This window comes from Pseudomonas sp. P8_229 (assembly GCF_034008635.1).
Lineage (GTDB): Bacteria > Pseudomonadota > Gammaproteobacteria > Pseudomonadales > Pseudomonadaceae > Aquipseudomonas.
In genome coordinates, this window is sequence record NZ_CP125378.1 from 4,448,170 (window position 1) to 4,473,064 (window position 24,895).

23 protein-coding genes are annotated in these 24,895 nt (G+C 60.8%); 14 read left to right on the forward strand and 9 right to left on the reverse strand.

From position 1 onward, the window contains the following. Window positions 1-79: 79 nt before the first annotated feature. From QMK55_RS20060 to ccoM, 3 genes are all read left to right on the forward strand, one after another. Window positions 80-421, forward strand: a complete 342-nt coding sequence (locus QMK55_RS20060; protein WP_102358557.1) for an aspartate-semialdehyde dehydrogenase — start codon at window positions 80-82, stop codon at window positions 419-421. Between the two features lie 126 nt (window positions 422-547). After that, window positions 548-709, forward strand: a complete 162-nt coding sequence (locus QMK55_RS20065; protein WP_178082166.1) for a hypothetical protein — start codon at window positions 548-550, stop codon at window positions 707-709. 148 nt (window positions 710-857) lie between these two features. Continuing rightward, the gene (ccoM, locus tag QMK55_RS20070) at window positions 858-971 is read left to right on the forward strand and encodes a cytochrome c oxidase subunit CcoM (protein ID WP_003222396.1); all 114 of its coding nucleotides are present in this window, start codon (window positions 858-860) and stop codon (window positions 969-971) included. Between the two features lie 1,215 nt (window positions 972-2,186). Here ccoM and QMK55_RS20075 read toward each other — a convergent pair. The 3 genes from QMK55_RS20075 to QMK55_RS20085 form a co-directional block, all read right to left on the reverse strand. Beyond that, window positions 2,187-3,662, reverse strand: coding sequence for an inorganic phosphate transporter (locus QMK55_RS20075; protein ID WP_025110748.1), 1,476 nt, complete (start codon window positions 3,660-3,662; stop codon window positions 2,187-2,189). 374 nt (window positions 3,663-4,036) lie between these two features. Continuing rightward, window positions 4,037-4,237, reverse strand: coding sequence for a hypothetical protein (locus QMK55_RS20080; RefSeq protein ID WP_003222398.1), 201 nt, complete (start codon window positions 4,235-4,237; stop codon window positions 4,037-4,039). A 486-nt stretch (window positions 4,238-4,723) separates the two neighbouring features. Next, window positions 4,724-4,897 (reverse strand): hypothetical protein, encoded by a 174-nt coding sequence (locus QMK55_RS20085; protein WP_320329831.1) that lies wholly within the window; start codon window positions 4,895-4,897, stop codon window positions 4,724-4,726. Here QMK55_RS20085 and pcaR point away from each other — a divergent pair. From pcaR to pcaC, 11 genes are all read left to right on the forward strand, one after another. Further along, window positions 4,886-5,728: a pca regulon transcriptional regulator PcaR gene (gene pcaR, locus QMK55_RS20090; RefSeq protein WP_320329832.1), complete on the forward strand. Its 843-nt coding sequence runs from the start codon at window positions 4,886-4,888 to the stop codon at window positions 5,726-5,728. The two genes, QMK55_RS20085 and pcaR, sit on opposite strands and share 12 nt — an antisense overlap. Before the next feature lie 293 nt (window positions 5,729-6,021). Then, window positions 6,022-7,368 carry an MFS transporter gene (locus QMK55_RS20095; RefSeq protein WP_320329833.1) on the forward strand — a complete coding sequence of 449 codons (1,347 nt, stop codon included), beginning with the start codon at window positions 6,022-6,024 and terminating at the stop codon, window positions 7,366-7,368. A gap of 273 nt (window positions 7,369-7,641) precedes the next feature. After that, entirely contained in the window at window positions 7,642-8,499 is an 858-nt protein-coding gene (locus QMK55_RS20100) for a CoA transferase subunit A (RefSeq protein ID WP_320329834.1), read from the forward strand. Further along, window positions 8,499-9,278 carry a CoA-transferase subunit beta gene (locus tag QMK55_RS20105; RefSeq protein ID WP_102354305.1) on the forward strand — a complete coding sequence of 260 codons (780 nt, stop codon included), beginning with the start codon at window positions 8,499-8,501 and terminating at the stop codon, window positions 9,276-9,278. Before QMK55_RS20100 ends, QMK55_RS20105 begins: the two co-directional genes overlap by 1 nt. Beyond that, a complete protein-coding gene (pcaF, locus tag QMK55_RS20110; RefSeq protein ID WP_320329835.1) occupies window positions 9,275-10,480 on the forward strand; it encodes a 3-oxoadipyl-CoA thiolase in 1,206 nt (401 codons plus the stop codon). Before QMK55_RS20105 ends, pcaF begins: the two co-directional genes overlap by 4 nt. Before the next feature lie 37 nt (window positions 10,481-10,517). Continuing rightward, the gene (pcaH, locus tag QMK55_RS20115; protein ID WP_102354303.1) at window positions 10,518-11,222 is read left to right on the forward strand and encodes a protocatechuate 3,4-dioxygenase subunit beta; all 705 of its coding nucleotides are present in this window, start codon (window positions 10,518-10,520) and stop codon (window positions 11,220-11,222) included. A gap of 1 nt (window position 11,223) precedes the next feature. After that, the gene (gene pcaG / locus QMK55_RS20120; RefSeq protein ID WP_320329836.1) at window positions 11,224-11,790 is read left to right on the forward strand and encodes a protocatechuate 3,4-dioxygenase subunit alpha; all 567 of its coding nucleotides are present in this window, start codon (window positions 11,224-11,226) and stop codon (window positions 11,788-11,790) included. 202 nt (window positions 11,791-11,992) lie between these two features. Continuing rightward, on the forward strand, window positions 11,993-13,288 hold the full coding sequence (locus QMK55_RS20125; protein WP_102354300.1) for an MFS family transporter: 1,296 nt from the start codon (window positions 11,993-11,995) through the stop codon (window positions 13,286-13,288). 45 nt (window positions 13,289-13,333) lie between these two features. Continuing rightward, complete coding sequence (locus QMK55_RS20130; protein ID WP_320329837.1) at window positions 13,334-14,698, forward strand: 3-carboxy-cis,cis-muconate cycloisomerase; 1,365 nt, start codon at window positions 13,334-13,336, stop codon at window positions 14,696-14,698. 12 nt (window positions 14,699-14,710) lie between these two features. Next, on the forward strand, window positions 14,711-15,499 hold the full coding sequence (pcaD, locus tag QMK55_RS20135) for a 3-oxoadipate enol-lactonase (RefSeq protein ID WP_320329838.1): 789 nt from the start codon (window positions 14,711-14,713) through the stop codon (window positions 15,497-15,499). A gap of 13 nt (window positions 15,500-15,512) precedes the next feature. Continuing rightward, window positions 15,513-15,905: a 4-carboxymuconolactone decarboxylase gene (pcaC, locus tag QMK55_RS20140; RefSeq protein WP_320329839.1), complete on the forward strand. Its 393-nt coding sequence runs from the start codon at window positions 15,513-15,515 to the stop codon at window positions 15,903-15,905. A 104-nt stretch (window positions 15,906-16,009) separates the two neighbouring features. On the opposite strand, the gene QMK55_RS20145 is transcribed toward pcaC, so the two are convergent. From QMK55_RS20145 to emhB, 6 genes are all read right to left on the reverse strand, one after another. After that, the gene (locus tag QMK55_RS20145) at window positions 16,010-16,828 is read right to left on the reverse strand and encodes a methyltransferase domain-containing protein (protein ID WP_320329840.1); all 819 of its coding nucleotides are present in this window, start codon (window positions 16,826-16,828) and stop codon (window positions 16,010-16,012) included. Window positions 16,829-16,849: 21 nt separating this feature from the next. Continuing rightward, on the reverse strand, window positions 16,850-17,206 hold the full coding sequence (locus tag QMK55_RS20150; RefSeq protein ID WP_320329841.1) for a hypothetical protein: 357 nt from the start codon (window positions 17,204-17,206) through the stop codon (window positions 16,850-16,852). Between the two features lie 26 nt (window positions 17,207-17,232). Continuing rightward, window positions 17,233-18,423, reverse strand: a complete 1,191-nt coding sequence (locus QMK55_RS20155; protein WP_320329842.1) for an FAD/NAD(P)-binding oxidoreductase — start codon at window positions 18,421-18,423, stop codon at window positions 17,233-17,235. 188 nt (window positions 18,424-18,611) lie between these two features. Further along, complete coding sequence (locus tag QMK55_RS20160; RefSeq protein WP_102354294.1) at window positions 18,612-19,871, reverse strand: OprD family porin; 1,260 nt, start codon at window positions 19,869-19,871, stop codon at window positions 18,612-18,614. A 416-nt stretch (window positions 19,872-20,287) separates the two neighbouring features. Then, window positions 20,288-21,748 carry an efflux RND transporter outer membrane subunit EmhC gene (emhC, locus tag QMK55_RS20165; RefSeq protein ID WP_320329843.1) on the reverse strand — a complete coding sequence of 487 codons (1,461 nt, stop codon included), beginning with the start codon at window positions 21,746-21,748 and terminating at the stop codon, window positions 20,288-20,290. Continuing rightward, window positions 21,745-24,894: an efflux RND transporter permease subunit EmhB gene (emhB, locus tag QMK55_RS20170; RefSeq protein WP_320329844.1), complete on the reverse strand. Its 3,150-nt coding sequence runs from the start codon at window positions 24,892-24,894 to the stop codon at window positions 21,745-21,747. Before emhB ends, emhC begins: the two co-directional genes overlap by 4 nt. Window position 24,895: the final 1 nt, after the last annotated feature.

The following is a 24,895-nucleotide window of genomic DNA, read 5'->3' on the forward strand; positions in this document are numbered from 1 at the left end:
AACCCGGTCACAAGTTTGCGACCAGCGGCTCAAGCCAGCTTCGCCCAAGCCGATAGCCTGCTGACAGGAGACCCTTTATATGCTGCCACCGATGCTCCCCCTGAGCGCTGTGCCGATCACTTCCCAGCAGGATCCGATTCGCCAGCGGCCGGACATTCCTCCGGTGGTGCCGGTGCAGGAAAGCTCCAACGAAAGCACGATCGATCTGCAAAAGCGCGATCCGGAAGAGGATCGACTGCAGGCGCGCGAAGAACAGCGCCGCCAGCAGGAACGCGACCGCCGTCGCCGCGAGGCCGACGAAGACCCGGAAGAACACCTCGCCGTGCCTGGCACCGAGCTCAATGCCGACAACACCGTGCCGGTGGTGCCGCTGATGGAAGATCAGCCACGTCAGGGCTTGTGGGTCGATATCGAGATCTGAATCAGTTCATTTACATGATTTGTTGTAGAGCTGTGGCTGGTCAGCGCTGGCGTCAGGCGGCATGATTGGCGCAGTCCTGCCGGCGATGCGGCAGTTGTGATTTCTTCAAGCGATGCGCCGAACGCCATGAGCCAAGACGACAAACTGATCGACCTCAGCACCGAACGCGCCAAGCGGGTGCATGACCTCAACGAGAAACGCCTGAACGAAGTGCGCAAAGCCTTCGAGCAGGCGATGCCGTTGGGAAAAAACCAGAAAAAGCCGAAAAAGAAACCGAAAAAGCGTTGATCTCCCTCCGCATCCTTTGATGCAGATCAGTTATTTTCCCGCCTTTACCTTTTGTGTTGACCGGACTTGATCCTGGTCAATTTCTGCGCCTGCGTGATTGGTTAACTTAGTTCCATCGCAGCAAAGCAGGGGCCAGGAGGCCACAGTCATGTTTTTCGATAACGTGGTGTTTGCCGGGGTTCTGACCGTAGGACTCATGGTTCTGTTTTTTGCAGGGTTTGGATTTTTTATCTGGAAAGATGCGAATAAGCGCAAGAAGTAGGTCTTTCTGGGTTTGATGAGCACGCAAGGCATTTTGGGCAACTTCGGTTGCCCTTTTTTTTGTGTGCTTGGCGGCCTTTGGGCCGACCATGTTGTGGGTTGTTTGGTGTGGATATCCGTAGCTTTGGGTGTTGCGGCTGGCGGTTTCGCCCTTACGGCGAGGCCCTTTTGACAAGCGCCTCAAAAGGAACCAAAAAGTCTTGCCCCAACGTTCGGCCCGCTCGCTAAGGCTCGGGGTTCCTTCGCTCCGGGATCCATCCGGGCGCATCGCCTCCGGTTTGCTTCGCTGCACCTCCTCTCGATGTGTTTGGCTGCGCCAAACGGTCGCTGCGCTCCCACCCCCGGATGAATCCCTCCTCTCAGCCTGCCGACGGGGCCTGTGGATCAAGATCAAGAGCTGCTGCCGAGCTTGCGCTCATCCTGTTGAGTGGGGCGGCTGCGCCGCTTGGGTTGTACGCAAACTAAAAACTGTAGGTCTTCGCCTGCTCGCGATGGCGGCCTGAAAGCCAACCAGTCCCTCGCAGACTGCTTACGATCCAACTGTAGGAGTGAGCCTGCTCGCGATGACGTCCTGACAGCCGACCACTTTCTAACTGAATGTGCCCAATCCCACTGTGGGAGCGGCGGTGCGACGATTCGACTTGCTTGCGAAGGCGGCCTCAGCCGACCACTTTCTTCCTGATGTAATCGGTCCAATTGTGGGAGCGGGCTTGCTCGCGAAGGCGGCCTGTCAGCCGACCAAGTTCTAACTGAATGCAACCAATCCCCCTGTAGGAACTGCCGAAGGCTGCGATCTTTTGATTTGGCTTTGGCTTTGGCTTTGGCTTTGGCTTTGGCTTTGGCTTTGGCTTTGGCTTTGGCTCTTGATCTTGCCGTACCGGCCCCTTCGGCAGGCCGAGCGAAGGTGTTCATCAGGGGGGTAGGCGCGTAGCGCCGTGCGGCGCAGCCGCATACATCGAGAGGAGGTGCAGCGAAGCCAACCGTAGGCGATGCCCCTGATGGACACCGTAGCGAGGGAACACTGAGCCTCAGCGAAGTGCCGTACGCCGGGGCAAAGCCTTTTGCTTCCTTTTTGGCGTTTGAAAAAGGGACTCGCTGTAAGAGCGAAGCCGCCAGCGGCAACACCCGCAGAAACGGATATACCCCCAACCCCCAAACCAAAAAAAGGCGCGATCCTCTCGAATCGCGCCTTTTCATCAAAGCCTGAAGCCGACTATCAACTACCCAGAGCCTTCGAAGCCAACCAGAACAAACCAGCCGACAGCGCCACAGTCGCCGGCAGGGTCAGCACCCAAGCCAGCAGAATGGTGCGCACAGTACCGCCTTGCAGGCCGCTCTTGTTAGCAACCATGGTACCGGCCACGCCCGAGGACAGCACGTGAGTGGTCGACACTGGCAGGCTGAAGATGTTGGCCAGGCCAATCATGCTCGCGGCGGTAATCTGCGCCGACATGCCTTGGGCGTAAGTCATGCCCTGCTTGCCGATCTTCTCGCCGATGGTCAGTACCACACGTTTCCAGCCGATCATGGTGCCCAGGCCCAAGGCCAGGGCGACCGCCAGAATCACCCAGAACGGGGCGTATTCGGTGGTGGTGGTCAGGTCTTTGCGCAGCTTGTCCAGGTCAGCCTTTTCACGGGCTTCAAGGCCTGGCAGCTTGGCGACTTTCTTCGCGGTGTCGTCCAGGCACAACAGGTAGCGACGCACTTCGATGCGGCTTTCGGCCGGCAGCGAGTGGTAGTCCGAGACACCTTTAAGCGTGTGCAGCAGGGCGGAAATGGTCGGTTCGGTCTGCTGCGGGTTGCAGCGGAATTTCTCCGGCAGGTCGCCTTCAACGCTCTTGCCCAGGGCCAGGAACTCGCCGAGGGTGGAGGCGTTGCGCTGGTAGAACTGGCTCAGGTGCAGAGTCGCATCGCGGGTGCGTTCGATCTGGTAAGTGGTGCTGTTCAGGTCGAGGACGAACTGCGCAGGTACGATACCGATCAGCACCAGCATGATCAGGCCGATGCCTTTCTGACCATCGTTGGAACCGTGCACGAAGCTCATGGCCATGGCCGACATCACCAGCACCAGCCGATTCCAGAACGGCGGGTGCTTCTTGTCGTCGATCTTGCGGCGCTGTTCCGGCGTCTTGTGCATCTTCGACAGCGGGCGCCACCATTTCAGGCCGATCAGCACCAGGGCGGCGACGAGGAAACCGGCCATGGGCGAAAACACCAGCGAGGCGCCGATGTCGATCGCTTTCTGCCAGTTCACGCCATCAGCCAGCGGAATGTCGTTGATCAGGGCATTGGCCAGGCCGACACCAAGGATCGAGCCGATCAGGGTGTGCGAACTCGACGCCGGGATACCGAAGTACCAGGTGCCCAGGTTCCAGGCGATGGCTGCGGCGAGCAACGAGAACACCATCGCCAGGCCATGGCCGGTGTTCACATTGATCAGCAGTTCCACCGGCAGCAGGTGAACAATGGCATACGCCACGCCAACGCCGCCCAGCAACACGCCGAGGAAATTGAACACACCGGAGAAGAACACCGCCAGGTGAGGCGGCATGGCTTTGGTGTAGATAACAGTGGCTACCGCGTTAGCGGTGTCATGAAATCCATTGATGAACTCGAAGGCGAGGACAAACGTCAGGGCGAGCAAGAGGCTCACAAGCACCCAAGCATCCAGTCCGCTGAATAAATCGATCATGAAGGTTTTCTGACCCGGTCATAAGGGGGCGCGATTATGCCAGAAAAGACTGGAAATCGATCCCCTACCTGCTCATCGGTAGCGCACTTCAACAAATTAAATTGTTGCAAGGTGCAATGGCCGAGTGTTTTGCAGGGTTTTGCAATCCCTTGATTAGCCTTGAAAAATAACGCTCAGCCAAGGGTTTTGCCAAGGTTGGAGACGGCTCGAACGCTTGTGTGAAATATCTCTGAAACGTGTACGACACGCTCCATTCCCGTGCAAGACGGGGGAGGTAGCCGCTGCCCGCGGGTAGCGGGCGCGCAAGGCATCGTCGCTTCACCGCGCTTGTAAGCGGTGCAGACGCAAGCCCTCGAAAACTCAGGATCGCCCGGTCATGGCTCTTCGGTTTTGAGTTCTTCTTCCATCTTTTTCAGTTCTTGCTGGAAAACCTGATCCTGAACAGTGGGGCGTTTACGCCATGCCTTGCGTTCCGGTTCCGGTTGAGCGGCGTAGGTGGTGACTTCCCCGCCGTAAACTTCCTTGTAACGTTGTTCCTGGCGCTCAAGTTCCGCGCGCAGTTCGTCTTTCGTCACAGTGCTACCTGTTTGAGTTGAGATAAATGTCTGGTGAACGACTGCAACGAATCGATTGAGCGATCCACCGACAGGCCATACCCGGACGGGCATTGGTGTTATCGGCAGGGCGATCAAGACTTCCATGTTGCAGGCGGCTACGGCACCAGATTAAAACTGACGCAGCATCAGTTTCCTGTTTCAGCGAGTGCTGGCGTTGCATGAGTCATGCGCGTCAGCGCTGGCCGGGCTGTCGGCGATTGGCATCGCGTCGGCGGGTGGCGGTCTCGGCGAATAAAACGGGGCGCCACTGAGATGCATTATAGCGGTCGATTCGGGAATGACTATCTTTGCCAAGTTAAAAACGGTTCTGGATGTGTGATTGTTTTGTGACTGACGTTTTTTATCAGTAGTTGCAGTCGGGTCAACCCTTTATTGGCCCGGTGTTGTGTTTCTGGCGTCATTAAGTCGAACAACTAAGGGATCGATTCAGCGGCTCGACAAAGTTTAGGAAATATTTCCTTGAGGTCGAGCAAGGCTGGGCGGCAGGCGATTGCGATAATCGGCCGGTGGTTCGATAATCGCCCAATCTTGGCATCCCGGCCCTTGTGCATCGGTCGGCGAGCCGCTTGTATAGCCATTGATCCGTGCCGGAAAAAAGGACAAGAAATGAACGATCAAATGCGCAACTCCTTCACCTCCGTGGCGCCGCCGATCGTCGCTTCGCCGGCCAAGCGTATCCAGGCGCTGACTGGCGACCCGGATTTCATGACCTCGCTGGCCCGTGGCCTGGCGGTGGTCCAGGCATTTCAAGAGCGCAAGCGGCACCTGACGATCGCCCAGATCAGCCACCGCACGGAAATACCCCGCGCCGCGGTGCGTCGTTGCCTGCACACCTTGATCAAACTGGGTTATGCCACCACCGATGGCCGCACGTACTCGTTGCTGCCCAAAGTGCTGACGCTCGGCCACGCGTATCTGTCCTCGACGCCGCTGGCGGTTTCCGCCCAGCCGTACCTCGACCGCATGAGCGAGCAGTTGCACGAAGCCTGCAATATGGCGACGCTTGAAGGCGATGACATTCTTTATATCGCCCGTTCCGCGACCACCCAGCGGCTGATCTCGGTGGACCTGTCGGTGGGCGGGCGTCTGCCGGCCTATTGCACGTCGATGGGGCGCATCCTGCTGGCGGCGTTGGACGACACCTCGCTGCGCGAATACCTCGACCATGCCGAACTGGTGGCCAAGACCAGTCGCACCCTGCACACCCCGCAATCCTTGCTCGAATGCCTGCAGGAAGTGCGGCAGCAGGGTTGGTGCATCGTCGATCAGGAACTCGAACAAGGCCTGCGTTCGATTGCGGTGCCGGTCTACGACGCGTCGGGCCAGGTGGTCGCGGCGCTCAACGTCAGTACCCACGCCGGCCGCGTCACTCGCACCGAGCTGGAACAACGCTTTCTGCCGGGCCTGCTCAGTGCCAGCCGTGACCTCAGCGCGCAGCTGTTCGCCTGATGAAGCTGTTCGATAAACGCACAGTGTTGCGTTTATCGAATTGACGCTAAAACCCCCGGCTCATTAATGTCGCGGCAGCGTCATCCGGCGCAGATGTGAATGAGCCTGCCGGATTGTCGACTCCCATAATAATGACAAGAGGCAACTCATCATGCGCATGCTCCCCGACTGTCTCAGCCCCATTCCCTGTTGCCGGATTCTGCGCAACGCCTGATCCGACCTTCTATTCTTGTGTCCGTGCCGCTCTTTGGCCGGCCGCCGTTCGACTGCGTTTTTTGCGTGGAATAAAAATAATGAACCAGCCTCAGTCCGCTGTAGGTAACTGCCTCGATGTGCAGACCTTCATCAATGCCCAACCGATCTCGCGCTATCAGTGGCGGGTGGTGATCCTGTGTTTCCTGATTGTGTTTCTCGATGGCCTCGACACCGCCGCGATGGGCTTCATCGCTCCGGCGTTGTCCCAGGACTGGGGCATCGACCGCGCCAGCCTCGGCCCGGTGATGAGCGCCGCGCTGATCGGCATGGTCTTCGGCGCACTCGGCTCCGGCCCGCTGGCTGACCGCTTCGGGCGCAAAGTCGTGCTGGTCGGCGCCGTCCTGTTGTTCGGCGCCTTCAGCCTGGCCTCGGCGTACAGCACCAACGTCGAGCAACTGCTGGTGCTGCGTTTCCTCACCGGCCTCGGTCTGGGTGCTGGCATGCCCAACGCCACCACGCTGCTCTCGGAATACACCCCGGAGCGCAAGAAATCGTTGCTGGTGACCAGCATGTTCTGCGGCTTCAACCTCGGCATGGCCGGCGGCGGTTTCATTTCGGCGAAACTGATCCCGGCGTTCGGCTGGCACAGCCTGCTGATGATCGGCGGGATCCTGCCGTTGATCCTCGCTGTGGTGTTGCTGTTCTGGCTGCCGGAATCGGCGCGCTATCTGGTGGTGCGCAATCGCGGCACCGACAAAGTACGCAAGACCTTGTCGCCGATCGATCCGCTTGCCGTGGCGCAGGCATCGAGTTTCAGCGTGCCGGAGCAGAAAACCGTCAAGGCGCGCAACGTGTTCGCGGTGATCTTTTCCGGTACCTACAGCACCGGCACCTTGCTGCTGTGGCTGACCTATTTCATGGGCCTGGTCATCGTGTACCTGCTGACCAGTTGGCTGCCGACCCTGATGCGTGACAGCGGCGCGAGCATGGAGCAGGCGGCGTTCATTGGCGCGCTGTTCCAGTTCGGCGGAGTGTTGAGCGCGGTCGCTGTGGGATGGGCGATGGATCGCTTCAATCCGCATAAGGTCATCGGCATTTTCTACCTGCTGGCCGGGGTGTTTGCCTACGCGGTGGGGCAGAGCCTGGGCAACATCACGTTGCTGGCGACGTTGGTACTGGTGGCGGGGATGTGCGTCAACGGCGCGCAATCGGCAATGCCTTCGCTGGCGGCGCGGTTTTATCCGACCCAGGGCCGGGCGACGGGTGTTTCATGGATGCTGGGGATTGGCCGCTTTGGCGCGATTCTCGGCGCGTGGATGGGCGCGACGCTGCTGGGCCTGGGCTGGAATTTCGAGCAGGTGTTGACGGCGCTGGTGATTCCGGCGGCGTTGGCGACGACGGCGGTGGTGATCAAAGGCATGGTGAGTCATGCGGATGCGACTTGAGGTCATGTCTGTAGATCTTCATTGAACTGGCAGGCCTCATCGCGAGCAGGCTCACTCCTACAGGGGGAACGCATTCCAAATGTAGGAGTGAGCCTGCTCGCGATGCTTTTGCTGTTGATTGTTAGGGTGATAACAATCCGTTCGATAAACGAACACTCAGTCGATTATCGGATTGTTTGGTGATTTTCAGCGGCTTAATCTGCAGTGACTCCGGCGCTGAACCTCGCGCCTTTTTATCACTGGCGATTCACTACAATAACGGGAGCCTGCTCCATGGCTGAGATCCTTTCGCTGCACGACGCGGTGAAGCAATTCGTCAACGACGGTGACACCGTCGCGCTCGAAGGCTTCACTCACCTGATCCCTACGGCGGCAGGTCATGAAATCATTCGTCAGGGCAAGAAGGATCTGACCCTGGTGCGGATGACGCCTGACCTGATCTACGACCAACTGATCGGTGCCGGTTGTGTACGCAAGCTGATCTTTTCCTGGGGCGGCAATCCGGGGGTGGGTTCGCTGCACCGTCTGCGTGATGCGGTCGAGAAGCAATGGCCGCATGCGCTGGAAATCGAAGAGCACAGTCACGCCGACCTGGCCAATGCCTACGTCGCCGGCGCTTCCGGCCTGCCGTTCGCCGTTCTGCGGGCCTACGCCGGTTCCGACCTGCCGAAGGTCAACCCGCTGATCAAATCCGTGACCTGCCCGTTCACCGGTGAAGTGCTGGCGGCGGTGCCGTCGGTGCGTCCGGACGTGACCGTGATCCACGCGCAGAAAGCCGACCGCCAAGGCAACGTGCTGCTGTGGGGCATTCTCGGGGTGCAGAAAGAAGCCGCACTGGCGGCCAAGCGCTGCATCGTCACCGTCGAGGAGATCGTCGATAACCTCAACGCACCGATGAACGCCTGCGTGCTGCCGACCTGGGCCTTGAGCGCGGTCTGCCACGTACCCGGCGGCGCGCATCCGTCCTACGCCCACGGTTACACCGAGCGCGACAATCGTTTCTATCAGGCGTGGGATCCGATCGCTCGCGACCGTGAGACGTTTACCGCGTGGATCAACGAGTACATCCATGGCTGCGCTGACTTCAGCGAGTTCCAGGCCAAGTTGGCCGCTGCTTCGGAGGCCAAGTAATGACTTACACCACCAATGAAATGATGACCGTCGCGGCGGCCCGTCGCCTGAAGAACGGCTCGGTGTGCTTCGTCGGCATTGGCCTGCCGTCGAAAGCCGCCAACCTCGCGCGCCTGACTTCGTCGCCGGACGTGGTGCTGATCTACGAATCGGGCCCGATTGGCGCCAAGCCCAGCGTGCTGCCGCTGTCGATCGGTGACGGCGAACTGGCGGAAACCGCCGACACTGTCGTACCGACCGGTGAGATTTTTCGCTATTGGCTGCAGGGCGGGCGCATCGACGTCGGTTTTCTCGGCGCCGCGCAGGTCGACCGTTTCGGCAACATCAATACCACCGTGGTCGGCGATTACTTTTCCCCGAAAGTCCGTCTGCCGGGTGCCGGTGGCGCGCCGGAGATTGCCGGCTCGGCAAAAAGCGTATTGATCATCCTTAAACAGTCGGCGCGTTCGTTTGTCGACAAGCTCGACTTCATCACCTCGGTCGGCCATGGCGAGGGCGGCGATTCGCGCAAACGTCTGGGCCTGCCGGGCGCCGGCCCGGTCGGGATCATCACCGACCTGTGCATCATGGAACCGGAAGCGGGCACCCATGAGTTCGTGGTCACCGCGCTGCACCCGGGTGTGACCCGCGAGCAAGTGGTCGCTGCCACCGGTTGGGCCATTCGTTTTGCTGACAATGTCGCCACCACCGCTGAGCCGACCGCGGTCGAGCTGACTGCGTTGCGCGACCTCGAAGCGCGCACCGCCGCGGCCCACGGCCAGGCTCCGGGAGAAGCATGATGCGTGACGTGTATATCTGCGATGCGATTCGTACCCCCATCGGCCGTTTCGGCGGTGGTCTGGCTGCCGTGCGCGCTGACGATCTGGCCGCCGTGCCGATCAAGGCACTGATGGAACGCAATCCCTCGGTGGACTGGAACGCGATCGACGAAGTGTTCCTCGGCTGCGCCAACCAGGCCGGTGAAGACAACCGCAACGTGGCGCGCATGGCGCTGCTGCTGGCCGGCCTGCCAGACAGCGTGCCGGGCGTGACCCTCAACCGTCTCTGCGCTTCGGGCATGGACGCGATCGGCACCGCGTTCCGCGCGATTGCCAGCGGCGAGATGGAGCTGGCGATTGCCGGCGGCGTCGAGTCGATGTCCCGCGCGCCGTTCGTGATGGGCAAGGCTGACGCGGCGTTCTCGCGCAACATGAAACTGGAAGACACCACCATCGGCTGGCGTTTCATCAATCCGTTGATGAAGGCGCAGTATGGCGTCGATGCGATGCCGCAGACCGCTGACAACGTCGCTGACGACTATAAAGTGTCGCGCGCCGATCAGGACGCGTTTGCCCTGCGCAGCCAGCAACGCACTGCCGCTGCACAAGCTGCGGGCTACTTCGCCGAGGAAATCGTCGAAGTGCGGATCGCCCACAAGAAGGGCGAAACTGTGGTCAGCCAGGACGAACACCCACGCGCCGACACCACGATTGAAGCGCTGAGCAAACTCAAACCGGTCAACGGCCCGGACAAGACCGTCACCGCCGGCAATGCCTCCGGCGTCAATGACGGTGCCGCCGCGCTGATTCTCGCTTCGGCTGAAGCGGTGAAGAAACACGGTCTGACCGCTCGCGCCAAAGTGCTCGGCATGGCCAGTGCCGGTATCGCGCCACGCGTCATGGGCATCGGCCCGGTGCCGGCGGTGCGCAAACTCATCGAGCGCCTCGGCGTGGCGGTCAGCGATTTCGACGTGATTGAACTCAATGAAGCCTTCGCCAGCCAGGGCCTGGCAGTCCTGCGCGAACTGGGATTGGCGGACGACGCGCCGCAGGTCAATCCGAATGGTGGCGCGATTGCCTTGGGCCATCCGTTGGGGATGAGCGGCGCGCGCTTGGTGCTGACCGCGTTGCATCAGCTTGAAAAGATTCAAGGCAAGAAAGGTCTGGCGACGATGTGCGTCGGAGTAGGGCAGGGTCTGGCCCTGGCGATCGAACGCGTCTGACGCAGCGCGTCGACTGATAAGAACAGAGGAAAGCGAAATGACTGACAAGCCTGGCTACCGTCGTCCGCAGGAAGGCACTCAGCCTGAGTACCTGCACCCGACGTATCAATCCACCAACCTGCGCTCGCCGTCCAAGCCGTTGGTGTTTCTGCCGCATTCGTTATCGGAGATCACCGGCCCGACCATCGGTGCCGAGCGCGTTGCCGAGAAGGACAACGACCTGACCGCCCAGCACGACGGCGAACCGTTGGGTGAGCGGATCATCCTTCACGGCCGCGTGCTCGACGAAAACGGTCTGCCGGTACCGGGGATTCTGGTGGAGATCTGGCAGGCCAACGCCGCCGGCCGCTACAACCACCAGCGTGACCTGCACGACGCACCGCTGGACCCGAACTTCACCGGCACTGGCCGCACCGTGACCGACGCCGACGGCTGGTATCAGTTCCAGACCATCAAACCAGGCGCTTACCCGTGGGGCAATCACCACAACGCGTGGCGTCCGGCGCACATTCACTTTTCGCTGTTCGGGCCGAGCATCCTCACTCGTCTGGTGACGCAGATGTACTTCCCCGGCGACCCGCTGCTGGCCTACGACCCGATCTACAACTGCGTGCCGGACACCTCGGCCAAGGAACGTTTGATCGCCAGTTTCGATCTGGAAAAAACCATTCCGTCCTACGCCCTTGGCTATCGCTGGGACATCGTCTTGCGCGGCCGCGACGCCACGCCGATGGAGAAATAAGATGACGCTGACTGCCACCACGTCTCACACCGTCGGGCCGTATTACCACATCGGCCTGACTTGGCTGAACCGCGAAAACCTCGCGGTCGAACAAACCCTCGGCGAGCGCGTGGCGATCACCGGCCAAGTCGTTGACGGCAACGGCGATGTGGTCAACGACGCGATGCTCGAAGTCTGGCAGGCCAACGCCGCCGGCAAGTACGCGCACCCGGAAGACGAGCAGGACAAGCCGCTGGACCCGCATTTCGAAGGTTTCGGTCGGGTGCCGGTGGACGCCGAAGGGCGCTTCCGTTTCACCACGATCAAGCCGGGCACGGTCGAAGGCCTGAAGGGCTCGACCCAGGCGCCGCATCTGGTGGTGCTGGTGTTTGCCCGTGGGCTGGTCAAGCACTTGCTGACGCGCATCTACTTCGAAGGCGACCCGGCGAATGTTGATGATCCGTTGCTGGAGTGCGTGCCGGCTGAGCGTCGTGCGACGTTGCTGGCGAAAAAGGACGTCTCGGGTGTTTACCAGTGGAATGTGATTTTGCAGGGCACTGAGGCGGAGACGGTGTTCTTCGATTATTAAAAGAACACCACCAATGATCGTTCCCGCGCTCTGCGTGGGAATGCCGCCATGGACGCTCCGCGTCCACTGTGACGCGGAGCGTCACGGGATGCGTTACCACGCAGAGCGTGGGAACGATCAACTGTGTTGCAGATGGAACTGTGGAACGGGACTGTTGCGAAGTGTGTCTAGACTCTCACCTGTCCCCTCAGAGTAAAAAACAATGACAACTACCACCGCTCATTACACCGGCGAAGAGCGCAGCAAGCGCATCTTCGCGATTGTCGGTGCCTCGTCCGGCAACCTGGTCGAATGGTTCGACTTCTATGTCTACGCCTTCTGCGCGATCTATTTCGCCCCGGCGTTCTTCCCCTCCGACAATCCCACAGTGCAACTGGTCAACACGGCCGGGGTGTTCGCCGCCGGGTTCCTGATGCGCCCGATTGGTGGCTGGATTTTCGGCCGGCTGGCGGACAAGAAGGGCCGCAAGACCTCGATGATGATTTCGGTGCTGATGATGTGCTTCGGCTCGCTGCTCATCGCGTGTTTGCCGACCTATTCCAGCATCGGTGTCTGGGCGCCGCTGCTGTTGCTGTTCGCGCGTCTGCTGCAAGGTTTGTCGGTGGGTGGCGAATACGGCACCACCGCGACCTACATGAGCGAAGTCGCGCTCAAGGGCCAGCGCGGGTTCTTCGCCTCGTTCCAGTACGTGACCCTGATCGGTGGACAACTGCTGGCGGTGCTGCTGGTGGTGATCCTGCAGCAGTTCCTCAGCGAAGACGAACTGCGTGCTTACGGCTGGCGGATTCCGTTTGTGGTCGGTGCGGTGGCGGCGGTGATTTCGCTGTTCCTGCGGCGTTCGCTGAAAGAAACCGCCAGCAAGGAAATGCGCGAGAACAAGGATGCCGGCAGCATCCGTGCGCTGTTCCGCGATCACAAAGCGGCGTTCATCACCGTGCTCGGTTACACCGCCGGTGGCTCGCTGATTTTCTACACCTTCACCACGTACATGCAGAAGTACCTGGTGAACACCGCCGGCATGCACGCCAAGACCGCCAGTTACATCATGACCGGCGCGCTCTTCCTGTATATGTGCATGCAGCCGCTGTTCGGCATGCTCGCCGACAAGATCGGCCGACGTAATTCGATGCTCTGGTTCGGCGCACTCGGCACGCTGTTCACGGTGCCGATCCTGCTGAGCCTGAAAAGCGTCAGCAGCCCGATTCTGGCCTTCGTGCTGATCACCGTGGCGCTGGCGATCGTCAGTTTCTACACCTCGATCAGCGGCCTGGTGAAAGCCGAAATGTTCCCGCCGGAAGTCCGCGCGCTAGGTGTGGGTCTGGCCTACGCGGTGGCCAACGCGATCTTTGGCGGTTCGGCCGAATACGTGGCCCTGAGCCTGAAAGCCGGGGGCATGGAAAACGCCTTCTACTGGTACGTTACGGTGATGATGGCGGTGGCGTTCCTGTTCAGCCTGCGCCTGCCGAAACAGGCGGCGTACTTGCACCACGATCTCTAAACGATGTGCGCGGGCCGCGATGGCCCGCGCCGGCAAGGACTGTTTATGACTCAGCGACCGGGCAATCAATTGTTCGATGCCTACTTCACTGCGCGCGATATGCGCCAGGTCTTTTGCGATCAGGGCCGGGTGCAGGCGATGCTCGACTTCGAAGCGGCGCTGGCCCGGGCCGAGGCGCGGGTCGGGGTGATTCCGGCGTCTGCCGTTGCCCCGATTGCCGCTGCATGCAAGGCCGGTCTGTATGACTTCGCCGCGCTGGGTGAAGCCATCGCCACGGCGGGCAATTCGGCGATTCCACTGGTCAAGGCCTTGGGCAAACAGATCGCTGCGACCGACGCCGAGGCCGAGCGTTATGTGCATCTGGGCGCCACCAGTCAGGACGTGATGGATTCCGGGCTGGTCCTGCAATTGCGGCAGGCGCTGGAACTGATTGAAAACGATCTGACAGCGCTTGCCGATTCACTCGCCACTCAAGCCAAACGTCATGCGGCGACGCCACTGGCCGGACGCACCTGGCTGCAACACGCGACACCGGTGACCCTCGGGATGAAAGTCGCCGGTTGGCTCGGTGCGGTGACCCGCAGTCGTCAGCGTCTGCGCGAACTCAAGCCTCGTCTGCTGGTGCTGCAGTTTGGCGGTGCGTCCGGCACGCTCGCGGCGCTCGGCGGGCAGGCGTTGCCGATCGCCCAGGCCCTGGCCGAAGAGCTGCAACTGACACTGCCCGAGCAACCGTGGCACACCCAGCGTGATCGCATCGTCGAGTTCGGCGCGGTACTCGGTTTGATCGCCGGCAGCCTGGGCAAACTCGGTCGCGACGTCAGCCTGCTGATGCAGACCGAAGCGGCGGAAGTGTTCGAACCGTCGGCACCGGGCAAGGGCGGTTCATCGACCATGCCGCACAAGCGCAATCCGGTAGGTGCAGCCGTGTTGATCGGCGCAGCGACCCGGGTGCCGGGTCTGCTGTCTACGCTGTTCAGCGCCATGCCCCAGGAGCACGAACGCAGCCTCGGCTTGTGGCATGCCGAATGGGAAACCCTGCCGGAGATCTGCTGCCTGGTGTCCGGTGCTTTGCAGCAGGCGCAATTGCTTGCTGATGGCCTGGAAGTCGACGCCGCCCGCATGGCGCGCAACCTCGAATTGACCCAAGGGTTGGTGCTGGCCGAAGCGGTGAGCATCGTCCTTGCGCAGCGAGTCGGGCGCGACACCGCGCATCATTTGCTCGAACAGTGCTGCAAACGTGCGGTGGCTGAACACCGCCATTTGCGCGCGGTGCTCGGCGACGAGCCGCAAGTGACTGCCGAACTGAGCAGCGCTGAACTGGATCATCTGCTCGACCCCGTGCATTACCTCGGCCAGGCGCAAGTCTGGGTCGCGCGCGCAGTGGCCGAACACAACGCATTGTCTGTCTGAAAGGAGAGGGCTGTGGCTTTCGTTCAACTCGCCGATGGCGAACTTCATTACGTTATTGAAGGCCCGGTGGATGCGCCGGTGCTGGTGCTGTCCAACTCATTGGGCACCGATCTGCACATGTGGGACGCGCAGATGCCGGCCTTCACCGAACACTTTCGCGTGCTGCGTTTTGATACCCGCGGTCACGGCCAGTCGCTGGTGACGCCGGGGCCATACAGCATCGAGCAACTGGGCCGCGATGTACTCGGACTGCTCGATGCGCTGCATATCGAACGCGCGCATTTCTGCGGATTGTCGATGGGCGGCTTGATCGGCCAGTGGCTGGGGATCAACGCCGGTCATCGCCTGCACACGTTGATCGTGTGCAACACCGCAGCGAAGATCGGCGACCCGTCGGTGTGGAATCCGCGCATCGAAACCGTGCTGCGCGATGGTCCGGCAGCGATGGTCGCACTGCGCGACGCATCGATTGCGCGCTGGTTCACCCCGGACTTTTCGGCGGCCAATCCGGGCGCTGCAAAGAAAATCACCGACATGCTCGCGGCCACTTCGCCGCAAGGTTATGCGGCCAATTGCGCGGCGGTGCGTGATGCCGATTTCCGTGATCAGCTGGCCTCGATCAACCTGCCGCTGCTGGTGATTGCCGGCACTGAAGATGCGGTGACGCCGCCGTCCGGCGGGCATTTCATTCAAGAGCGTGTGCGCGGCGCCGAGTACGCCGAGTTCCATGCCGCGCACCTGTCCAACGTGCAGGCCGGTGCGGCTTTCAGCGACCGTGTGCTGGCGTTTCTGAACGCTTGATAAGGGGATTTTTGTGGACGAGAAACATCGTTACGACGAAGGCATGCAGGTGCGCCGCGCGGTGTTGGGGGATGCGCATGTCGACCGCAGCCTGACCACACTGACCGAGTTCAATTCGGAATTCCAGGAGATGATCACCCGCCACGCCTGGGGCGACATCTGGACCCGCCCGGGCCTGCCACGGCACACCCGTAGCCTGATCACCATCGCCATGCTGATCGGGATGAATCGCGAAGGCGAACTGAAACTGCATTTGCGCGCGGCGGCGAACAATGGTGTGACCCGCGGCGAGATCAAGGAAGTGATCATGCAGAGCGCGATTTATTGCGGGATTCCGGCGGCCAATGCCACATTCCATCTGGCGGAGTCGGTGTGGGATGAGCTGGGTGTCGAATCCCGGGAGTGATGGTGCCTGAACTGACGCCTTCGCGAGCAGGCTCACTCCTACAATGGAACGCGTTCATCTGTAGGAGTGAGCCTGCTCGCGATGGCGATACTTGTCGTGACACATCACACCTTGGCGACAATGAAAATCCGCTTGAACGGAAACAGCGTCTGCCCGTTTTGCTCCGGCGGGTAATGCTTATGCACCCGCATCAGGTAGTGGTAGATAAACCGCGCCTGTTCCTGTGGCGTCAGCGCCTGCATCACCGGCCTCAGCGCCGAGACCTTCACCCAGTCGTAGATCGGCGACTTGCCGTCGACCACCTGCAATTGCTCGGTTTCCCAGATGTCCCGTGAAGTGGTCAGCGGTGCGAGCAAACGGTAGTACTCCTCCAGTGTCAACAACGGTCGCGCCGCCATTTGCAGGCGCAGTTGCGGTGGGCCCATGGGCGTGTGATCGGGACCTGCGTCCTCGAGGGTGTCGAGCATCAGTCGATACCACAGCGCATCGCGCCAGTCCGGCATGTGTACCGCCAGACAGCCGCCGGGACGCAGATGTCCCAGTAGGCGCGGCAGCAGTTGTTGATGATCGCCAATGAAGTGCAGCACCGCCGCCGCGAGCAGCAGATCAGCGGGTTGTTCGGGGTGCCAGTCGAGCAGGTCGCATTCTTGCCAGTGGGCGTTGATCGGCAGGCATCGGGCCTGATCAAGCATCTGCCGCGAGCTGTCGACGCCCAGCAACTGCGCACGCGGCCAGCGCTCGGCCAGCAGCTGCGTGGCAATGCCAGTGCCGCAGCCCAGGTCATAAATGCGTTTGGGGTCGTGCAGATCGACACGGTCGAGCAATTCGTTGACCGGGCGTTGCCTGAGACGGGAAAACTGCTGGTACGCCTTGGCGTCCCAGTGGGTGCAGGCGTTCCCTGCCGTTTTGAGTTTGGCGCTCATGAGGAGCTCCTCTCTGGCGGATTACAATTGTCGTCCAATGACGTTGAGGGTTTTCAGGACAATGGCCACGCCTTTGCGTGTGTCCTCTTCATTCAGCAGCTTGAGTAACGCCAGAGTGCCCGGCGCCGCTGACTGTGCCGATACTTCGGCTTTGGCCACGCGCACTGCATTGCTGACTGTCCAGGTGGCGGCAGTGCTGTTTTCGAATAATTGCGCGAGTTTTTCCACCATGGCCGCGTCGAGCAGATCGGCGATATCGGAAACCAGGGAAAGCAGGTCGACAATATTCTCCAGGCGTCCTCCATCGATTAATGGCTGCAGTTTTGCCATCAGCGCAGTAAACCCGGGCGTGGCTGACATTTCCTCGGGCATGTTCATGAGCAATCACTCCTCCCTGTGCAGGGTCAAAGCATTCCCCGGGCCACCGCCCAGTAAAGACCGCGATTGAAACCGTTTCTGAGCAGACCGCCCAATTTGGTCGGGGGTGTCGGCAATACATCGTGGGCGTAGTCGTACCAGAGTGGCATCCCGGCATTCAGGCCCATTTGTGCTACCGCCTGTACCCGACCGTCGTATACCGAGTTGGGTGCGCCAAGACGGATCTGGGCGGTGATGTTGTTGGCGATCACCGGCGCCTGGTTATGACAGGCGCCGCCTGCCTTGCTGACCGGCAGATCGACGGTGTCGCCGATCACGTAGACATTCTCCAGACCGTAGACCTGCAGCGTTTCGTGATTGGTCGGCAGCCATCCTTCATCATTGGCGGCTTGTGAGATGCCGCTCTCGCGCACCACCTCGACGGCCTGGATTGGCGGAGTAGCCATCAGGATGTCGAAGGGTTGCGCATCGCCCTCGGCTGAGTAGGCGACTTTTGCATCGGGATCCACATGGCTCAAGGTGAAGCCGCGCTGAAAATGAATGTTTTTCCGGGCAAAGATGCTCGGCAGGATTTCACCCGTGGGGCGCTGCAAGAACAGACAATTGCGCAATAGCTGGGCAACCGTCGGGTAGGTGTAGATGATTTCCACTTGCTCGCGAACGCCCCGGCGACGCAACAAATCATCCAGCATCAATGTCGTTTCCACGGGCGCGATTCCGCATTGGTGCGGGACGTTCGGTGTCTGCGGGAAGGATACGGTAATGAAAATCCGGCCTTTTTCGATGGTGTTCAGGCGTTGCGCCAACTGCCGGGCAGGAAGGTATTGATAGAAGTGGTCGCCGGCTTCTTGCAGACCCGCGATTCGTTCCGGCGCCGGCACGCAGCCGGTGGCGATCACCAGCAAATCATAGTCGAAGCGCTTGCCGTTTCGGGTGCTCAATTGCTGCCCGGAAAAGTCGAAGCGGGTAACTTCTTCAACGTGGAAACTGATTTCCGGGCGCAACAGTGAGCGTTCCGAACGTTTGAGTTCCTCTTCGAAGAACTGGCTGAACGCCACGTACATGAACGCAGGTTTGTAGTAATGATCGGGGGAACTGGACAGTAATGTGATCGAGACGTCGCCGCGTAGAACTTCGGGATACAGCTTGCCGACCAGTTGATTGGCCAGCATGGTTCCACCTACACCGCCACCGACGATAACTATTCGCTTGCTCATACCTGACCTCCGTGGCCAAGGCAGCTTCGCGTACAGCATCCGGAGATAACGGAAGAAAACTAAGGGCTCCTACAGCAGGCTGGAGAATTTACACACTCTGTTGACTGTATCTGCGCCTCGACAAATCGCCAGTCCGGGCTGACCAGTGGTTGATGCCGGCGCCACTCATTCAGCGCCGGCGTGCGGGTTCAGAGCAGGCTGATCGGATAGCTGATGATCAGGCGGTTTTCGTCGAACTCGTTGTTGCTGAAGTCACGGCGCATGGTCGAGTTGCGCCACCGTACGTTCAGGTCGCGCAAGGTGCCGCTCTGCACGGTGTAGCCCAGTTCCGACTCGCGACCCCATTCCTTACCGTCGGTGATGGTTCCGGTGTGCACGTTGTCGCCGCTGATGTAGCGGTTCATCAGGGTCAGGCCAGGGATGCCGAGAGCGGCGAAGTTGTAGTCGTGGCGCACTTGCCATGAACGTTCTTGCGCATTGTCGTAGCTGGAATTGTAGCTGTCGTTGGCCAGGGTGCCGCCGCTCGTGCCGTTGACGCGCATCCAGGCGCTGTCGCCGGTGAGTTTTTGCAGGCCGACGTAGAAGGTGTTGCCGCCGTACCTCGCCGAGAACATTCCCGACCAGGTCTTGTTGTCCAGCTCGCCGGCGCGGGCGCTGCCGTCATCCTTGCCGTAGAAGAACCCGAGGTTGGCGCCCAGGGTCCAGTCGCCGAGTGGCTGGCTGTGGATCAGGTTGACGTACTGCTGGCTGTAGATGTCCTTGAGTTCGGCGTTCCACAGGCCGATCTGCGTGCGTTTTTCATTGAACACGTATTCACCGCCCTGGAAGTTGAAGCGATCGGAGGTGAACGCCGGTTTACCGAACATCGACATGTCGCTCATGCTGCTGTCGTCGCGCGGGCTGTTGGCGCGGAACTGCCCGCCGTACAGGGTCAGCCCGCTGATTTCCTTCGAGGTGATCTGCCCGCCACGGAAGGTTTGCGGCAGCGAACGTCCGTCATCCGACCGCAGGATCGGCAGCACCGGCATCCATTCGCCGACCTTGATTTCGGTCTGCGACAGTTTGGCCTTGAACGCGACGTTGGTGCGGCCGAAATTGTCCGCCGGACGGCCGTCGTGATCCAGCGGCAGCAGTTGCGTGCCTCCGGTGCCTTTGCCGCCATCGAGCTTGACCGAGTACAGGCCAAGCACGTCCATGCCGAAACCGACGGTGCCCTGAGTGAAACCGGATTTGGCATCGAGGATGAAGCTCTGCGTCCACTCTTCAGCCTTGCCCTGCGCCTTGGTCGGGTTGGTGAAGTTGCGGTTGATGTAGAAATTGCGCAGGTTCAGGTTGGCGCTGGCGCCTTCGACAAAACCTGTTTCTTCGGCGACGGCGGGCAAGGCGGCGCCGGTCAGGGCCAGGGCGATCAGGCCAGGAAATGCGTACGGCGCAGGGGAGGTGGTCATGGGCACGGGACTCTCTTGTTTTTGTAAGGCAAACGGGTTCGCTGCCGCCGTTTTCGGGGCGCAGACAGGCGTTGGAATTCAGGGGGGAAGCGGCGGCGATCAGCCGGACGGGGCAGGGCGCGGGAGCATGGTGTCGAACCTGTTGTTATTGGTTTTGTGGGACGAATGGTGCGGCGTGCGTGGGCGCGGTTTCAATCGGGGAAAGCGGGTTTTGGGCGATTATCGAACGCAAGATTGAGCCGGTTATTGTGGTGATCTTGAGGGCCTCATCGCGAGCAGGCTCACTCCTACAGGGAAATGCATTCCAAATGTAGGAGTGAGCCTGCTCGCGATAGGGCCAGCCCAGGCAAAGCACCTTTCTGAAGGGCAACAAAAAGCCCACCAATCGGTGGGCTCCTTGTATTACCGAATGATGATCAGAACAGCTTCATCTTCGGTGCTTCTTCTTTCAGCGGTTGGTTCTGCGCGGTCTGCGCATTCCAGCCACCGCCCAAGGCCTTGTACAGGTTGACCGCACTGGTCAGCTGCGCGAGGCGGTCGGTGATCAGCGCCTGTTGCGCGCTGAACAGCTGACGCTGGGCATCGAGGAAGGTCAGGTTGCTGTCGACACCGATGCGGTAACGACGCTCGGCCAGGCGGTAGTAATCCTGGTTGGCCTGAACGAAGTCACGCTGCGCTTGCAACTGCTCGGTGTAGGTCTGGCGGGCGGCCAGGCCGTCGGCGACTTCCTGGAAGGCGGTTTGAATCGACTTCTCGTAGTTCGCCACGCCAATGTCCTTCTGGATCTTGGCGTAGTCGAGGCTGGCGCGCAGGCTGCCGGCGTTGAAGATCGGCAGGTTGATCTGCGGCTGGAACAGCCATGTGCCCGAACCACCCTTGAACAGGCCGGACAGGTCCGGGCTCAGGCTGCCCGCGTTGGCGGTCAGGCTGATACTCGGGAAGAACGCTGCACGGGCGGCGCCGATGTTGGCGTTGGCGGCCTTCAGGTTGTACTCGGCTTGCAGGATGTCCGGACGACGTTGCAGCAGGTCCGATGGCAGACCGGCCGGTACGTCGCTGAGCAGGTCATCCGACAGCGGCTTGGCCGTTTGCAGGTTGGCCGGGATGCCGGTGCCGAGCAGCAGTGTCAGGCTGTTTTCGTCCTGAGCCACCTGACGGGTATAACGCGCCAGTTGCGCCCGGGCGTTTTCCACCGAGGTGCGCGACTGTGCCAGGTCCAGCGCCGAGGCCACACCGACTTCGTTGCTGCGGCTGGTCAGCTTGTAGCTTTCCTCGAAGGCACCGAGGGTGTCTTGCGTGAGCTTGAGCAGTTCCTTGTCGGCCTGCCAGGTCAGGTAGGCGTTGGCCACGCTGGCCACCAGACTGATCTGGGTGCTGCGGCGCGCCTCTTCGGTGGCGAAGTATTGTTGCAACGCTTGTTCGCTCAGACTGCGAACCCGGCCGAACAGGTCGAGCTCGTAGGCGCTGATGCCGACGGTCGCGGTGTAGGAGCTGGTGATGTTCGCTTCACCGGTCTGCGACGCACGGGCCGGAACCCGCTGACGGCTGCCGCTGGCGTTGGCCGACACCGCCGGGAACAGATCCGCCCGCTGGATGCGGTACTGAGCCGCGTAAGCGTCGATGTTCAGCGCCGCGACACGCAGGTCGCGGTTGTTTTCCAGAGACACCTGGATCAGCTGCTGCAGGGCCGGGTCATGGAAAAACTGCTTCCAGCCCTGCTCGGCAGCGGCCTGTGCCGGTGCCTGGGCCGGCGAATACGCCGGCCCTTGCGGGTACTGACCTGCGACCGGAGCCTCAGGCTGCTGATAATCGGGTATCAGCGAGCAACCGCTCAGCACGAAGGCGGCGACTGCGATGGAGAGTAGCGACTTGCTCATTGGCCAGCCTCTTTAGGAGTTTCAGTCGTCTCGTCCTGGTCGGCGATTTTACGCTGGCCCATGGACGAAACCGTGACGAAGAACAGTGGGACCCAGAAGATCGCCAGGATCGTAGCCGTGAGCATACCGCCAATTACACCGGTACCGATCGCGTGCTGACTGCCTGAACCGGCGCCAGTGGAGATAGCCAACGGTACTACACCGAGGACGAATGCCAGCGAGGTCATGATGATCGGTCGCAGACGCATGCGGCACGCTTCGATCGCGGCATCGCGCAGACTGCGCCCTTGCTCGTGCAGTTCCTTGGCGAACTCGACGATCAGAATGGCGTTTTTAGCCGCCAGACCGATGGTCGTCAACAGACCCACCTGGAAGTACACGTCGTTGGACAGACCGCGCAGGCTGGTGGCCATCAACGCACCGATGATCCCCAGCGGTACCACGAGCATAACGGCGATCGGAATCGACCAGCTCTCGTACAGCGCCGCCAGACACAGGAACACCATCAGCAGCGACAGGGCGTACAGCGCTGGCGCTTGCGAGCCGGACAGACGTTCCTCGTAGGACAGACCGGTCCAGGAGATACCGACACCGGCCGGCAGCTTCTTGGCGATCGCTTCGACTTCGGCCATCGCTTCACCGGTGGAGTAACCCGGCGCCGGAGAGCCGAGGATCTCCATCGCTTCCACACCGTTGTAACGCGCCAGTTTCGGCGATCCGTAGATCCACTCGCCCTTGGCGAATGCGGAGAACGGCACCATGGTTCCGGCGCTGTTGCGCACGTACCACTTCTTCAGGTCTTCAGGGCTCATGCGAGCGCCGGCCTGACCTTGCACGTACACCTTCTTCACCCGACCGCGGTCGATGAAGTCGTTGACGTAGCTACTACCGAAGGAGATCGACAGGGTGCTGTTGATGTCGGAAATGCTCACGCCGAGGGCGCGGGCTTTCGCATCGTCAACTTCCAGGTGGTATTGCGGCTCATCGTTCAGACCGTTCGGACGCACCTGGTAGAGCACCTTGCTCTGCGCGGCCATGCCGAGGAACTGGTTACGGGCTTCCATCAGTTTTTCGTGACCGATACCGGCGCGGTCCTGCAGGAACACGTCGAAACCGGTGGCGTTACCCAACTCCAGTACCGCAGGCGGGGCGAACGCAAACACCATCGCATCACGGAAGCTGAAGAAGTGTTGCTGCGCACGCTGAGCCAGGGCAAACACGCTGTTGCTCGCATCGCGCTCGTGCCATGGCTTGAGCATGATGAACGCCAGACCCGAGCTCTGACCACGACCGGCGAAGTTGAAGCCGTTCACGGTGAACACCGAAGCCACCGCGCCGGACTCTTTCTCCAGCAGGTAGGAGCGCATTTCGTCGATCACGACTTGAGTACGTTCGGCACTGGAACCGGCCGGAGTCTGTACCTGGGCGAACAGTACGCCCTGGTCTTCTTCGGGCAGGAACGCGGTCGGAATGCGGGTGAACAGCCAGATCATGCCGACCACGATCAGCAGGTACGCCAGCAGATAAGGTGCCTTGCGCGACAGCATGTTGCCGACGCCGCGCTCATAGCTACGAACGCCACGGTCGAAGCTGCGGTTGAACCAGCCGAAGAAACCTTTTTTCGGCGTGCCGTGCTCACCTTTCGGAATCGCCTTGAGCATGGTCGCGCACAGGGCCGGGGTGAAGATCAGCGCAACCATTACCGACAGGGCCATGGCCGAGACGATGGTGATCGAGAACTGCTTGTAGATCACACCGGTAGAACCGCTGAAGAACGCCATCGGCAGCAATACTGCCGAGAGGACAAGGGCGATACCGACCAGGGCGCCCTGGATCTGGCCCATGGACTTCTTGGTCGCTTCCTTCGGTGACAAGCCTTCTTCGCTCATCACCCGCTCGACGTTTTCCACCACGACGATGGCGTCGTCCACCAGCAAGCCGATGGCCAGCACCATACCGAACATGGTCAGGGTGTTGATGCTGAAACCGAACGCCGCGAGGATGCCGAACGTACCGAGCAATACCACCGGCACGGTCATCGTGGTGATGACGGTGGCGCGGAAGTTCTGCAGGAACAGGAACATCACCAGGAACACCAGCACGATCGCTTCGACCAGGGTTTCAACTACACCCTTGATCGACTCGGTCACCACCGGAGTGGTGTCGTACGGGAACACCACTTCCATGCCTTCAGGGAAGAACGGGCTAAGCTCGTCGATTGTCTTGCGCAGGGCCTTGGCGGTGTCCAGGGCGTTGGCGCCGTTGGCCAGCTTGACCGCCAGACCGGACGACGGCTTGCCGTTGAACTGCGCCGAGATGGTCGAGTTTTCGCCACCCAGACCGACGTCGGCGACATCGCCGATGTGCACTTGCGAACCGTCCTGGTTGACCTTCAGCAGGATCGCCTTGAACTGCTCGGCAGTCTGCAGACGGGTCTTGCCGATGATCGTGGCGTTCAGTTGCTGGCCAGGCAGCGCCGGCAAACCGCCGAGCTGACCGGAAGACACCTGGACGTTCTGCGCCGAGATCGCGGAGCTGACGTCAGCCGGGGTCAGGTTGTACTTGTTCAACTTGGCCGGGTCGAGCCAGATGCGCATTGCGTACTGGGCACCGAAGACCTGGAAGTCACCGACACCGGCGGTCCGCGAGATCGGATCCTGCATGTTCGACACGATGTAGTTGGACAGGTCGTCCTTGGTCATGCTGCCGTCACGCGACACCACGCCGATCACCAGCAGGAAGTTCTTCACTGCCTTGGTCACGCGGATACCCTGTTGCTGCACTTCCTGCGGCAGCAGCGGGGTGGCCAGGTTCAGCTTGTTCTGAACCTGGACCTGCGCGGTGTCGGAGTTGGTGCCTTGCTCGAAGGTCGCGGTGATGGTCATGCTGCCGTCGGAGTTACTTTCCGACGATACATAACGCAGGTTGTCGATACCGTTGAGCTGTTGCTCGATCACCTGGACCACAGTGTCCTGAACCGTTTGTGCCGAAGCACCCGGGTAGGTCACGGAGATCGCGATGGCCGGAGGCGCAATGCTCGGATACTGGTTGATCGGCAATTTCAGGATCGATAGAGCCCCGATCAACATGATCACCAAGGCAATTACCCAGGCGAAAATCGGACGGTCGATAAAGAATTTCGACATG